A 14259-nucleotide genomic window follows, 5' to 3' on the forward strand; every position below is an offset into this window, starting at 1 on the left:
TCACCTCGTTAATTGATTCTACTAAAAAAGCACTCGCTTTTTAAAAACGAATGCTTCAAGTTTATTGATTTTGCCATTTTTCATGCCAGCGATACAAAATCAGTGGCAAAACTGATACGATCGCACACATGCCAATCAAAGTCCAAACATAAACACCATGTAAGTAACTTGGAGTTCCTTATGCTGGAACGAAGGTAACGAAGAATGCAATTACGGTAATAATTAATGCCAAAATTGCAATCGCAATACTGGTGTTAGGATTCTTCGACATGTAATACATGCGGTGATAGTCTTCGTGTCTTATCTTTAAAATAATGTAAGCGATCAACATGATCATATAAACTATCAAGTACTGAGCAGTAGTTGCGGCCAAAGAAACATTAAAGGCAAAGTCCACATTGGCACCACTAGTAAATGTAATCAAAAGCGCAGAAATAGTAACAATGCTTGATTGCAAGATCATGATTCTAATTGGCACACCATGCTTAGTGGTCTTGGCAAAGAATTTAGGCATGTAGCTTTCCCTTGCGGCTTCATACATCCCTTGGTTAGGACCAGCGATCCAGTTACCAAGTTCACCGATGATTCCGCAGGCGAGCATGATTCCCACAATCTTTTGCAATATATCACCAGGAAGACCAATTGAAGTAAGCAATTTACCATATGTGTAAACAAAGCCAGTACTATTTTGGGATCCTTAGGTACAGTCATTCCAATTGCATACTACCTAACAGGTCAAAGCAGATAGCTGTAATGAAAGCAGATAGCTATAATGGCCAAAGCAAGCATAACTTTTGAATAAGAACGAGGATGGTCCAGGTTTTTAACGTGAGGAACTGAAGCTTCCCCACCGCAGAATGCCAACATAAATGGAACAAAGGCAACAATGTTGAACCATTCAACTTTGGTATAAACCAGGCAATACCAGTAATCAATAAATAAAACAGCGCTGTAGCACCAGTCTTACCAAATGAAGCTAGTTCATCAACAGAAATAACCATTGAGCTAGTCATCGCAAACAGCTTGAATGCAGTCAGACGATTGTATTTCAAGTCCTGCTCCAGGGCCCAATCTTCTTTTTTCTCGTTATTCAAAAAATTAACCTCTACTTTTCGAAAAAAATATTTTTTTCGAAAGTAATTATACTAGTGTTTTGATTATTTTACAGGTTAATTTCGAGCAAAATTGGACAGTGGTCTGCTCTTTTTCCGGTATCCATCATTTCTGACCGAACCACCTTATCGGCTATCCGATTAGATACTAGCCAGTAGTCGATTCTCCAGCCAGAGTTGTTGGCCTTGGCGGTTCTAACGCGTTGAGCCCACCAAGAATAAACATCTGTAATATCGCCGTGAACTTTTCTAAATGTGTCTGTAAAACCTGCATTTAATAAATTGGTAAAGTCCACTCTTTCTTCATCAGTAAAGCCGGCTGAATGGTGATTATTTTCGGGATGCTTCAAATCGATTTCAGTGTGAGCACAATTGTAATCGCCACTTGCCAAAACTGGCTTTTCTTGATCTAGCTTGTGTAAGTATTCAGTATATTTCTCATCCCAAACTTGGCGATCAGCTAAACGCTTTAAGCCACTACCTGAATTGGGCGTATAAACTTGTGTGACAAAGAACTTATCAAAATCAAGCGTAATAATTCGGCCTTCCGCGTCCATCGTATCTGGTGCACCAATAGTTGGATATGAAGCTTTTGGCGTTAATTCTTTTTTATAAAGATACATTGTTCCGGCATAACCTTTTCTGGCCGGTTCTTCTGAAGAACGCCAAACGTAATCATATTCAGGAAACTTTTCTGCAAGTACTGTTTGGTGCTTCTTAGTTGGACCCGTTGCACGCAACTTGGTTTCTTGAATTGCAATAATATCAGGATTTGCGTCATGAATTTTATCTAACACCTGACGGGTTTCTTCAGCTCTAGCTGATCTTCCAGTCAAAGCCGCATTAAGTGAATCAATATTCCATGAAATTAAAATCATTGCTCTTTCTCCTTTTTTCTATTCATGCTAATTATAGCCGAAAAAGAAAAGGACTGGCTTAGATGACTAATCTAAACCAGCCCCTTTAAGGGAGTTGTGTTGAATGAGAATAACGAGATTTTTTTACATTAGCCTACTCATCACTAATGCTGCTAAAACGAATCATCAAGGTTAACAAAAAGGTTCAACGCTTGAGATATGCAGGGGACTTGATTCTTCACTTTCGCAAAAAGGGGATGGGCTTTTTATCAACATTCGCTCTTGCGACCACATAGTCGCTTGAGCTCCCAATGTATGAGTTAATAAAACGTCCAATAGGATGTATTAATAAGGAATTAGAAGATTTGTTACCTTCTTGCAATCTATCTCTATTTGTTGCGTTGTATTTTTGTTATGAGTATATAATACCAGTTGCATGACATGATGTCACTATATTCTCTATGTCTTTATAATTCCTTAAACAATTGCCGTATATAGGAATAATTTATTCTGCTTATTTAGCTTGTTTTATTTTAAATTTTTAAAATTCTCTGCAAAAAATAAGCTTTTTTGTGTTTTGTTGAACAAGTGGAAGTGTATAATGAGGACTGGTCATACTAATAAATTTTACGGAGGTTTAAATTTATGACAAAGATTTTTGCTTACGCTATTCGTAAAGATGAAGAACCATTCTTGAACGAATGGAAGGAAGCTCACAAGGATATCGATGTTGATTACACTGATAAGCTTTTGACTCCTGAAACTGCAAAGCTTGCTAAAGGTTCAGATGGTGTTGTTGTTTACCAACAACTAGACTACACCGCTGATACTCTTCAAGCATTGGCAGATGCTGGCGTAACTAAGATGTCATTACGTAACGTTGGTGTCGACAACATTGACATGGACAAGGCTAAGGAATTAGGCTTCGAAATTACTAATGTTCCAGTTTACTCACCAGACGCTATTGCTGAACATGCTGCTATTCAAGCTGCACGTATATTACGTCAAGACAAGCGCATGGACGAAAAGATGGCTAAACGTGATTTACGTTGGGCACCAACTATCGGCCGTGAAGTTCGTGACCAAGTTGTCGGTGTTGTTGGTACTGGTCACATTGGTCAAGTATTTATGAAAATTATGGAAGGTTTCGGCGCAAAGGTTATTGCTTACGATATCTTCAAGAACCCAGAACTTGAAAAGAAGGGTTACTACGTTGACTCACTTGACGATTTGTACAAGCAAGCTGATGTAATTTCACTTCACGTACCAGATGTACCAGCTAACGTACACATGATCAACGACAAGTCAATCGCAGAAATGAAAGACGGCGTTGTAATTGTAAACTGCTCACGTGGTCCACTTGTTGACACTGACGCAGTTATCCGTGGTTTGGACTCAGGCAAGATCTTCGGCTTCGTTATGGATACTTACGAAGGCGAAGTTGGTGTATTTAACAAGGATTGGGAAGGTAAAGAATTCCCAGACAAGCGTTTGGCAGACTTAATTGATCGTCCAAACGTATTGGTAACTCCACACACCGCCTTCTACACCACTCACGCTGTACGCAACATGGTTGTTAAGGCATTTGACAACAACTTGAAGTTAATCAACGGCGAAAAGCCAGATTCTCCAGTTGCATTGGACAAGAACAAGTTCTAAAAATAAATTAGAATTAATAAAAAATCTCAGCTCAATTGGGCTGAGATTTTTTGTTTGGTTTATAAATTATCGTTATAGCTATCAGACACGTCGTCCGCAGGATTGGCTACTGACTTTAAAGTGAAGTTCTTACCATCATAGTTTAAAACAACGATGCCACAATTGTGATAATGCAGTTTTCCTAGGGGATGTAAACTGTTCAGCGCTTTTCTTAAGAAGTTCATTAAGGCACCACCATGTGAGACAATTAACACGTTTTTACCATTTGGAATATCCTTAAGCAATCTACGAATCGTTTTATCCATCCGCTCTTCTACTTCGACCTGGCTTTCTCCACCAAATTGTTTGAAGAAGTCATTATAAGGTGGCTTAGGATTCAAACTTTCATCGTGGGCTTCATAGCCACCAAAGGCAAACTCCTTCAATCCCTTATCACGCTTGAATGGCATCTTATGTTCCGTTATAATTTCCAACGTATCACTCGCTCTTTCAGAGCTTGAAGAAAAGGCATAATTAAAGTGTACGTGTTTTTCTTTTAAATAATCACGTGTAGCTTCTGCTTGCGCAATTCCTAATGGAGTTAATGGAGAATCGCATCTGCCTTGGATCTTATGGAAATAATTAAAAAAGGTTTGTCCGTGACGAACTAAATATACTGTAATCATTGTCTTCTCCCATATCGAGGTTAAAAATGAAAATACTAAAACGAATTGGGATTAGTTTGCTCAGCTTAATCGGTATTTTGCTTATGGTGATTATCGTTTATGTTGGCTACATGCAAATGCACTATTACCGCATCCCTGACAACCGCAAATTAACAGTAAAAAACAATCAGGCTAAAAAGCTAAGTTTGTATCATCTATATTCTATTATCACTCATAATGTCGGCTTTGGTGCATATAATCATAATTTTGATTTTTCATGGACAAAGGTGAACTTAAGAACGGCAAAAAAATGCAAGGTACCCGCGGTACCGCGTTTTCTAAGCAATCTGTTCTTGATTCGACTGATGGCGTTATTAAGACCATGAAAAAACAGAATCCTGACTTTATGCTCTTTCAAGAAATCGATACTCACTCAACACGTAGTCACTACGTCAATCAAGTCAATTTAGTTGAACATGCTTTTAAAAATTATGATCATGTTTTTGCCCACAACTTTCATTCAGCTTATCTTGCCTGGCCACTTTATGACCCACACGGCAGCGTTCAATCAGGTTTGCTTAGTATGAGTAAATACCACATGCAAAGCGCAGTTAGAAAAAAATATCCTGTTTCTTCCGCATTTATCTCCAAATTTACAGATCTTGATCGCTGCTTCACGGTTATGCACTACCCAATCAAAGGCGGAAAAGAATTAATCGTCATCAATAGCCATATGTCAGCCTATGATAAAGGCGGCAAAATGCGTAAAGCGCAAATGAAGATTCTTTCTAAAGTAATCGAAGCTGAATATAAAGCGGGCAATTACGTCATTGTCGGTGGTGACTTCAACCACGCATTAGGCCGCGACATGCTCACCCACTTTGACCATCAAGAAAAGATTCCTAGTTGGGTATCTGTTTTAGATCAAAAGATGTTGCCTAAGGATTTCATCATGGTTAAAGCAACTAACCGTGAGCGTGTAGCTACAGTTAGATCAACGAATATGAAATATCGGCCTAAGGTTAACTACTAAACAGTTGGCGATGGCTTTATCATTTCAAAAAATATTAAAGCCAAGGCTACCGATATCAACACCGATTATCGTTATGCCGATCACAATCCAGTCAGATTAGGATTTAGCTTAAAATAAAAAAGCCGTAAAACGGCTTTTTTATTTTTATTCAATATCTAAATATTTAGCTAAAACTTTTAAGACACCATTCTCATCATTCGATGGTGCTTCGTATTTGGCAACCGCCTTCGTTTTAGCGTTAGCATTTTCCATGGCATAGCTATAACCACATGCCTCAAGCATGCCGATATCATTTTCACCATCACCAAAAGCAATCAAATCTTTTTGTTCAATGCCATAGTACTTAAGCATATCAGCTACACCTTTGGCTTTATTAATGCCCTTGTGCACCAGATCGATCGTCATATTACCGCTACTAGTACCGCGAACGTAATCACCGTATTTTTCATTGAAACGATCTTGAATAATCGTAGCCAATTCATCATCGGCAGTCAGACAAACCTTCAAAATAGCATCGCTTGGATCGATATCAGTAAATTTATCGATTTCTTCTACCTTACGATAATAAATTCGAATATCGTCTTTAGTTACCTTATCCATGCTCTTCAAGATGTAACAATGATGTTCTGCACTAACCATGATAATTGCTTCTGGATATTCGTTTTGAATAAAGTTGAGTAGTTTTTGAGCAATATCATAGTCAAGCGCAGTTCTTTTGATTACTTTGCCATCGGCTTCTAGAATTGCACCATTTTCAGATACGTAATCAATTCCACTAGTGAATTCTTGAAAGTATTCATGTGAACGAATTAATTGATTACCTGTTGCTGAAATGAAGGGGATGTTATTTGCTTGTAGCTTTTTCAAAATTTTACCAAATAGCTCATGATCAAAGGTCTTTTTTTCTGTTAAAAAAGTACCATCCATATCAACAGCTACGGCTTTAAAGGGTATTGTAGTCATGTGTATCACCTTTCCAATACCTTTATGTTACTATGTAAGCGCTTTTGTTTCATTATTTTTCAGTAAAAATGAAATTTCTTTCACAGGTAATCATATATTTCACTTCATGCAAGAAGTTTTATTTTAAGGGATACGTATATGGAAAATGCGCTGTCTCTGGCACTTTATCCCAAGTTACAGTATGACCTGCACCATGTGAACAAAAGACCGAGTTTGGCGTGTTATCCAAATCTGAAACAGGATCATAATCATATTGTGCAATAATTTCTGCCGCATTGTGACATGGCAAATAGCCTTTGACTACACATTCAAAAATCCCGTCACCATGCGTGTAACTACGTACTTGCGCCGCATAATCCTGCATTTCACTAACAGGAGCTGAACCTTCGATAATAGTGCGGTCACCTTTATTTTCTGGTGTGTTAAATTCGCCATTCATTCTTTGAATATCATTTAGAGCACGACCAACATGTTCTTGACTAACTTCAAGCCGAAAATCATACCATGGTTCAAGTAAAATCAATTGATTCCTCTCTTTTAATTCCATCAAGCCTTGGCGCACTGCACGATAAGTTGCTTCTCTAAAGTCACCACCAACTGAGTGGACGATACTCCCCTTACCACCAAGCAAAGTGATTTTTACGTCTGTAATTGGTGTACCTATTAAAACGCCAAGATGCTCTTTTGATTTAAGAGCAGTCATGATTTGGTGTTGCCAATTTTTAGTCAAAACTTCTAAACTGCATTTATTTTCGAAAACTACACCACTATTTCTTTCACCCGGTTCAAGCAAAAGGTGCACCTCAGCGTAGTGGCGCAACGGTTCAAAGTGGCCTGCGCCTTCTACTGGTTGAGCAATAGTTTCTTTGTATAAAATGCTGCCTTGTTCAAAATCAACGGTTAAAGTAAAACGTTCCTGCAACAATTGTTTTAAAATCTCGAGTTGAATTTTCCCCATCACCTGAACGCGCAATTCTTGCAAATGTTCTGACCAAGTTACATGAAGTTGTGGATTTTCATCTTCTAGCTTTTTTAAGGCCGTTAAACAAGCATGAATATCTTCATCAAGTGGATTAAGCCTGTAAGTTAAAACTGGCTTTAGACTGGCTTCATTTGCATCTTTTGCACCAAAGCCTTGCCCTGGATAAGTTTTAGTTAGTCCAGTAGCAGCTACAATGTCACCAGCTTTTGCTTCAACGACTGTCGTAAATTTTTCACCGTTGTATTCACGCAGCTGATTAATTTTTTCATCTGCTAATTCAGTTTTAGCCTTTAAACTGCCGCCTAAAATTTTTATCCAGCTGAGCCGTTCCCTATTTTTATCGTGAGAAATCTTAAAGCATCTAGCAGAAAAATCGGAAGCATATTCTTTTTCCTTAGTCCACTTATCAAAGCATGTTAAAAATTCTGTGATTCCAGTTAATTTCAATGCAGAGCCAAAATAAACAGGATAAATTTTTCTTTGTGCAATTAAATCTTGAATATCAGAATCTGCGATTTTTTCACCATTCAGATATTTTTCCAACAACTTATCATCAGCTGAAGCTACATTTTCATAGAAATCTTGATTTTCTTGGCTAAAGTCTAAGCAATTTTCACTTAAATTCTTTTGAATATCAGCTAACGCCTGATCTTTATCTGTACCCGCAATATCGATTTTATTTATAAAAATAAAAACTGGCACATTATTTTTCTCAAGCAAATTCCACAACGTTTTGGCATAGCTGGTCACACCATCAGTTGCCGAAATAACCAAAATCGCATAATCTAAAACGCTTAGCACTTCTTCGGTTTGAAAAGCAAAATCGACGTGTCCTGGCGTATCCAATAAAGTAACTTCCGCAACATCCGTAGTCAATTTGGCTTCATGAGAAAAAATAGTAATACCGCGTTTTTTCTCAAGTTGTTGGGTATCTAAAAACGCATCCCCATTATCAACTCTCCCCAAATTTCTAATGTTGCCTGCCCGATACAGCAAAGCTTCAGAAAGAGTTGTCTTGCCCGCGTCAACGTGAGCAATAATTCCTGTTGTAATTTTCTTCATATTTCACCTTAAAATAAAAAAATATCTTATCTCAAAGATAAGATACCTATCGCTTTAATTCAATTAATACTTCTTTTGAAAATCATTCTGCATTAATTTAACAAATTCGGGATAATTCTCTACTTCAAAAATTGGATGCAAATGCAGGGTATTTTTACGGTGGCGGTGATTGTACCAGATACTGTCAAAGCCATATTCTTCCGCACCTAAAATATCAGATTGCAGACCATCACCAAAGAAGACAGTTTCATCGGGGCCAATCTCAGTTCGACTGAAGAAATAGTCAAAAGCATGAGGATTTGGCTTGGAATAATGCGCTTCTTCTGAAGTAACAATTAAATCGAAATATTGTTTTACGCCAGCTAATTCCAAACGGTGATTTTGCATAAATTTTTCACCGTTACTCAAAATAGTTAATTTATAGCCCTGCTTCTTGGCAAACTTCAAAGTATCTTTTGCACCTGGCAAAAGCTTATGCGCTTCACCAAAGTATGAGCGATATTCGTCCATGGCTTTTTTACCATCAATTTCAATCCCAAAATGCTCCTTGATAAAATCGTGGAAAGTCATTTCACTCAACTGTTCATAAGTTAATTCGCCTTGTTCAAGTCTGCGCCATAATCCCTGATTGTAAGCATGGTACTGGCGCTGAAGTTCTTGCGATAGTGGCCAATGATGTGCATTAAAAAGACTATGCAAAGCAAAATTTTCAGTTGCCGCAAAATCAATAATAGTATCATCAACGTCAAAAATAATTTGTTTATAGCGCAATGTAGTTAGTCCTTTCCTTGTTTTCTCGAAAACCAATTATATCAGTTTTAAAAAATTAAATGAAAAAAGTGATTGACATCTTTTTAATAACTCTTTAAAATTTGTGACAACAAGTAATTTGAATGAAAGGAAGATTTAACCATGTTTAAGAATGTAGTAATCAATCGTTGGCAATTCCAGCACTAGAGTTGTTTCTGCACGCTTATTAAGAGCACAGATGCGACTCAGATACTTTTCGCATCTGTGCTGGTATAAATCTTCATGAAAAAAAGTAGCCCGCACGGATTTAATAAACGTGCGGGTTTTGTTTTGGACATTTCCCGTAAAACGGAAATGTCCTTTTTGTTTATGGGAGTCGGAAAAATGAAAAGATTAATCGGAACAATTATTGCTCTCTTCACCTTTTTAATTGCCGCATTTGTAGTGGAATTAAATAAGCAAACCGCAGCTCAAAAAGAAAGAGTCGTGGGTATTTTACAAACAATGAGCCACCCAGCTTTAGATCAAATCCACCGCGGTATCATCAAGGGGCTTGAGGATGAAGGCTATCGTGAAGGTAAAAATATTCAAATTGATTTTCAAAATGCCCAAGGCGATCAAAGTAATTTGAAATCAATGAGTGATCGTTTCAACCAAAGAAATGCGGCAGTGACAATCGGAATTGCGACACCAGCTGTTCAATCTTTGGCTAACGAATCAGGCGACACGCCAGTAATCATGGGTGCAGTCAGTGATCCACTAGGAACGCACTTAGTTAAAAGTTTGAACCATCCTGATGGCAAAGTTACCGGGGTGCAAGATCGTCAGCCTATTCCAGCTCAATTAAAATTGTTGCGGACGATTTTACCTAAAGCTAAACGGATCGGGGTTGTCTACACCTCAAGTGATGATTCATCTGCATCTGAATATCGTGAATTTAGAAAATTAGCTGAAAAAGAAGGCCTCACAGTTCGTCCATACACGATCACTTCTACCAATGATATTGAACAAGTTGCCCAAACCATGGCGGGCAAAGTTCAAGCAGTGTATGTACCTACCGACAACACCGTTGCTTCAGGAATTGCCACCTTGCTTAAGGCAACTAACGAAGCAAAGATTCCTGTTTTCCCAGCTGCCGATACCATGGTTAAGTCAGGTGGTCTTGCCACTAGATGTGTGAGCCAGTTCGACATGGGAGTTTTAACTGGTCACATGGCCGGACAAATTTTGAAAGGTAAAAATCCAGCAGATACACCGGTTAGAAAAGTGACCAGCTATGAAACTATGATTAACCAAAAAGCCGCAAACGAATTAAACATTCATATTCCAGACAGCGTCATCAAGGCTGCACAAAAGAAAGGACGGATCATCAAATGAGCCTTATTACATCAACTATCGGGCAAGGTCTCTTATGGGGAGTCTTAGCCTTAGGCCTATTTCTGACTTTTAGAATTTTAAATTTCCCAGATATGACTGTTGAAGGAACATTTCCCTTCGGTGCAGCGATTTGCGTCAGTGCTTTAGTACACGGCGTTGATCCGGTGCTGGCTACCATCCTTTCATTTTTAGGCGGGATGCTTACAGGATTAGTAACTGGTCTCCTTTACACCAAAGGTAAAATTCCAGTTTTACTTGCCGGCATTTTAACTATGACCGGTGTCTACTCAGTTAACTTGCGAATTTTAGGTAAAGCAAACGTCGGTTTACTCAACAAAGCTACTTTGCTTAACGAGAAGTTTTTACAAAAGTTGCCTACTAACTTCCCTACTATTGTGGTTGGTCTCTTCTTTGCAGTATTGATTATCCTTTTGTTAGCTTTTTTTCTAAATACCGACCTTGGTCAAAGTTTCATCGCAACTGGTGATAATGAAAAAATGGCTCGCTCGCTGGGTATCAACACCGATAACATGAAGATCCTAGGCTTGATGCTTTCAAACGGCTTAATTGGTTTAGCTGGTGGTTTGATCGCCCAAAACGGTGGTTATGCCGACGTTAACATGGGGATCGGAACAATGGTTATCAGCCTTGCCGCAATCATTATCGGCGAAGTCGTTTACGGCAACAATTTAACTTTAACTGCTCGTTTAATTGCCATCATCATCGGCAGTATCATCTACCGTTTGATTTTGTTATTAGTTTTGCAACTAGGCTTCAGCACCAACGACTTCAGATTGATCTCCGCAATCATCTTAGCTATCTGCATGATGTTGCCATTGTTTGAGAAAAAGTTCCATGTACGTAAATTATTGAAAAAAGGAGTTCAAAAACCATGAGCACAATTTTAGATTTACAAAACATTACCACCACAGTTAATGAAGGTACAAACGAAGAAAAGCAAATTCTCAAAAACATCAACTTAAAACTGGAAGATGGCGACTTTGTGACCTTGCTGGGAACCAACGGTGCAGGTAAATCTACCCTGCTAAATATCATCAACGGCTCCATTTTTCCCATTACTGGGAAAGTCCTCTTAAAAGACCGTGATTTAACTCCTTTATCTGAAGTAAAACGTGCCAAGTATATTGCCCAAGTTTTCCAGGATCCTAAGATGGGAACTGCTCCAAGAATGACGGTTGCCGAGAACTTACTTTTAGCTACTAAGCGTGGTCAACATCGTGGCCTGCGCCTTAGAGGGCTCGATAAACACATGAAAGAATTTGAAAAAGAGACTGCTCAGCTGCCTAATGGATTAAATGAGCACTTAAATACTTTCGTGGGCAATCTCTCAGGTGGTCAGCGCCAAACACTCAGTTTCTTAATGGCTACCATCAAAAAGCCAGAATTATTGTTGCTAGATGAGCATACAGCTGCCCTTGATCCTAATACCAGCCGCGATTTGCTCGAATTAACTGATCAAGTTGTACGCGAAGAAAAATTAACCTGCATTATGATCACCCACCAATTAAAAGATGCCATTAAGTATGGCAATCGGATGGTAATTCTGAATAGCGGGCAAATTGTATTAGATGTTAAAGGTGAAGAAAAGAAAGAATTAACTGAAGAAGATATTTTGCAATATTTCACTGATTAGTTATTTTTACTCATATGTTCCGTAAAATAAGCACTATGAAATGGCTTTAATTCTGACTAAAATAAGAATTGAGATCATAATAAAGGGACTTATACTAAGAAAACAGTTATCTAAAATAGATAGCTATTTTTATTTATTTTGCCAATTTTTAACTAAAAATAATTGAAAACGTTATTCTAGCAACATTTGTGAGACTTAAATTATTTTCAAAAAAATTCAAATTATCCCTTGAATTTAATAATATATGTTAGACGCAAAGAAATTAGCTAAAGTTGTTTCAGTCGCAGTTGCTTCAATGAGTTTATTAGGTGTCAGTGCTTCAGTTACCGAAGCTGCTAGTTTCACTGCCCCAAAGTGGGGTGTGGCAGAAGTTGCTCCTACTAACCCAGCTATCAAGAAAGGCGACAAGATCTTCGTTACTGTTAAAGATACCAAGAATCAAAAAGTTGCTGTTTTAAACGCAAACGGTGGAAAGCCCGCTAAGACAGTTTCAATGGGTTCAACTTTCACTGCTAAGAATGTTAAGAAGACTAACGGCAAGAAGCTTGTTAAGATCAGTGGCAATCAATGGTTAGATACTAAGGATGTTGTTAAGGATTAATAAAAATATTCAGATCTAACAAAATGAATAACTAAAAAAATGCACGAAGCCAAATTCTGACTTCATGCATTTTTATTTTGGTCTAAATTATTTTACGTAGGTTTCTTTAATGCTGATAACTGATAAAGCAGCTAAGAATCCTGAAATACCAGTGATTAACATCATAGCTGGCATTGAGTTGCCTACCATTGGGAAGATGATAAAGCTGAGTAATGAAGCGACAATCTGTGGCAAACAAATTGAACAGTTGAATAAGCCAAGGTAGGTTCCCATGTGTTTACCTGATAAAGCGTTAGATACCATAGTCAATGGATAAGTGTTCATCCCTGCCCAGCTGATTCCGATTAAAATGAATGAAAGAATCAGCAGCATTTGTGAATGAACCAAGAAAATTGAAGTGTAGCCAATTGCACCTAATGCCAAACTTAAGCCGTAGCCTAACTTATGACGATTGTTTGGTACTTTAGCCAAAACATATGACCAAATTACAGCCGCAATTGATTGAACAGCAGTCAATACGCCGAACCAGTTACCTGCAATTTGGTAGCCTGCTGAAGAAGCGGAAGTGGTGTTCCATACGTTTTGCGCAATCGCACCAGTTGCATAAGTTGAAAGGTATTGGAATGAAATCCAGCTGAAAAATTGGACTAATGAAACTTGCCAAAATACTTTTGGCGCTTTCTTTAGCAATTCAATCCAACCGCCACCTTCTTTGTTATCTGATTCCTTGATACCGTGGTAACGAGCATAAGTTTCTGGATCATATTCATGAACTCTGAAGATGGTGAACAATGAAGTAATTACCAAAACAGCTGCACCAACATAGAATGAAATGACAACTGATTGTGGCACTACACCCTTCTTAGCGGTGTTGGCAACACCCAAGCTGGTTAGCAAAAATGGGAAGAATGCAGCAATTACGGCACCAAAGTTGGAAAGCATACTCTGAATTCCATAAGCATATGACTTTTGATCGTCGTTGACCATATCACCGATCATCATCTTAAATGGTTGCATCGCCATGTTAGAAGCGACATCCAAAACAGCGATTGCGACAGCACCAAAGATAAGTGCTTCTAAGGATCCATATCCTAAACCGAAACTACCGACGTTGGGCAAAATGACCATCGTGATAACGGCAAAAATCATCCCGATCAATAAATATGGCAATCTTCTCCCGATTTTAGGAATCCAAGTACGATCTGATAAGGATCCGATTCCTGGTTGCACCACCAGACCAGCAAGTGGTGGCAAAATGAAGAACCAACCTAATTTTGTTGGGTCAGCCCCTAAAGTTTGGAAAATTCTACTCATTTGTGAAGTTTCCAAAGTAAATGCAATTTGTACGCCTAAATAACCTAAGCTAATCATCCAAATAGTGGAAGCGGCTAGCGTTGGTAAACCTGATTTTTCTTGCTTCAAGTTCCCTTTCTCCTTCCATCTAAATCGCTTTCATGTTTTAAATGATATCGATTTCAGAAAGAGCTTTCAATATGATTTGCTCTGTTAACGGTAACTTAATTGCATAAACATTGCTTGATTTTTTCTAAAATCGGCATACTTAA

The 14259-nt window shown here is 38.2% G+C and carries 11 protein-coding genes and 2 pseudogenes; 6 read left to right on the top strand and 7 right to left on the bottom strand.

All coding sequences use genetic code 11. The annotated features are described in order from the left end of the window. Positions 1–61: 61 nt before the first annotated feature. Positions 62–1094, bottom strand: a pseudogene (locus tag LA20531_RS05660) (amino acid permease). 68 nt (positions 1095–1162) lie between these two features. Then, a complete protein-coding gene (locus LA20531_RS05665; protein WP_056940297.1) occupies positions 1163–1990 on the bottom strand; it encodes an exodeoxyribonuclease III in 828 nt (275 codons plus the stop codon). Positions 1991–2614: 624 nt separating this feature from the next. On the opposite strand from LA20531_RS05665, the gene LA20531_RS05670 reads away from it, so the two are divergent. Then, on the top strand, positions 2615–3628 hold the full coding sequence (locus LA20531_RS05670) for a D-2-hydroxyacid dehydrogenase (RefSeq protein WP_052543307.1): 1014 nt from the start codon (positions 2615–2617) through the stop codon (positions 3626–3628). 59 nt (positions 3629–3687) lie between these two features. Here LA20531_RS05670 and LA20531_RS05675 read toward each other — a convergent pair whose 3' ends face one another. Further along, positions 3688–4293: a histidine phosphatase family protein gene (locus tag LA20531_RS05675; RefSeq protein ID WP_056940298.1), complete on the bottom strand. Its 606-nt coding sequence runs from the start codon at positions 4291–4293 to the stop codon at positions 3688–3690. Positions 4294–4319: 26 nt separating this feature from the next. Here LA20531_RS05675 and LA20531_RS05680 point away from each other — a divergent pair. Beyond that, positions 4320–5422, top strand: a pseudogene (locus LA20531_RS05680) (endonuclease/exonuclease/phosphatase family protein). A 27-nt stretch (positions 5423–5449) separates the two neighbouring features. On the opposite strand, the gene LA20531_RS05685 reads toward LA20531_RS05680, so the two are convergent. From LA20531_RS05685 to LA20531_RS05695, 3 genes are all read right to left on the bottom strand, one after another. Beyond that, positions 5450–6268 carry a Cof-type HAD-IIB family hydrolase gene (locus tag LA20531_RS05685; RefSeq protein WP_056940299.1) on the bottom strand — a complete coding sequence of 273 codons (819 nt, stop codon included), beginning with the start codon at positions 6266–6268 and terminating at the stop codon, positions 5450–5452. Between the two features lie 118 nt (positions 6269–6386). Further along, the gene (locus tag LA20531_RS05690; protein ID WP_056940300.1) at positions 6387–8312 is read right to left on the bottom strand and encodes a GTP-binding protein; all 1926 of its coding nucleotides are present in this window, start codon (positions 8310–8312) and stop codon (positions 6387–6389) included. A 63-nt stretch (positions 8313–8375) separates the two neighbouring features. After that, the gene (locus LA20531_RS05695) at positions 8376–9083 is read right to left on the bottom strand and encodes a YjjG family noncanonical pyrimidine nucleotidase (RefSeq protein WP_056940301.1); all 708 of its coding nucleotides are present in this window, start codon (positions 9081–9083) and stop codon (positions 8376–8378) included. Between the two features lie 363 nt (positions 9084–9446). On the opposite strand from LA20531_RS05695, the gene trpX reads away from it, so the two are divergent. From trpX to LA20531_RS05715, 4 genes are all read left to right on the top strand, one after another. After that, positions 9447–10439 (top strand): tryptophan ABC transporter substrate-binding protein, encoded by a 993-nt coding sequence (trpX, locus tag LA20531_RS05700; RefSeq protein WP_056940302.1) that lies wholly within the window; start codon positions 9447–9449, stop codon positions 10437–10439. Beyond that, positions 10436–11335 carry an ABC transporter permease gene (locus LA20531_RS05705; protein ID WP_056940303.1) on the top strand — a complete coding sequence of 300 codons (900 nt, stop codon included), beginning with the start codon at positions 10436–10438 and terminating at the stop codon, positions 11333–11335. The genes trpX and LA20531_RS05705 overlap by 4 nt, the downstream gene beginning before the upstream one ends. After that, complete coding sequence (locus LA20531_RS05710) at positions 11332–12093, top strand: ABC transporter ATP-binding protein (protein WP_056940304.1); 762 nt, start codon at positions 11332–11334, stop codon at positions 12091–12093. Before LA20531_RS05705 ends, LA20531_RS05710 begins: the two co-directional genes overlap by 4 nt. Positions 12094–12337: 244 nt before the next feature. Continuing rightward, positions 12338–12694, top strand: coding sequence for a hypothetical protein (locus LA20531_RS05715; RefSeq protein ID WP_056940305.1), 357 nt, complete (start codon positions 12338–12340; stop codon positions 12692–12694). An 87-nt stretch (positions 12695–12781) separates the two neighbouring features. Here the strand turns inward: LA20531_RS05715 and LA20531_RS05720 are convergent, their stop codons facing one another. Beyond that, positions 12782–14065 carry an SLC45 family MFS transporter gene (locus tag LA20531_RS05720; RefSeq protein ID WP_373282151.1) on the bottom strand — a complete coding sequence of 428 codons (1284 nt, stop codon included), beginning with the start codon at positions 14063–14065 and terminating at the stop codon, positions 12782–12784. Positions 14066–14259: the final 194 nt, after the last annotated feature.

The sequence above is a fragment of the Lactobacillus amylovorus DSM 20531 genome, from assembly GCF_002706375.1.
GTDB classification, from domain to species: Bacteria; Bacillota; Bacilli; order Lactobacillales; family Lactobacillaceae; genus Lactobacillus; species Lactobacillus amylovorus.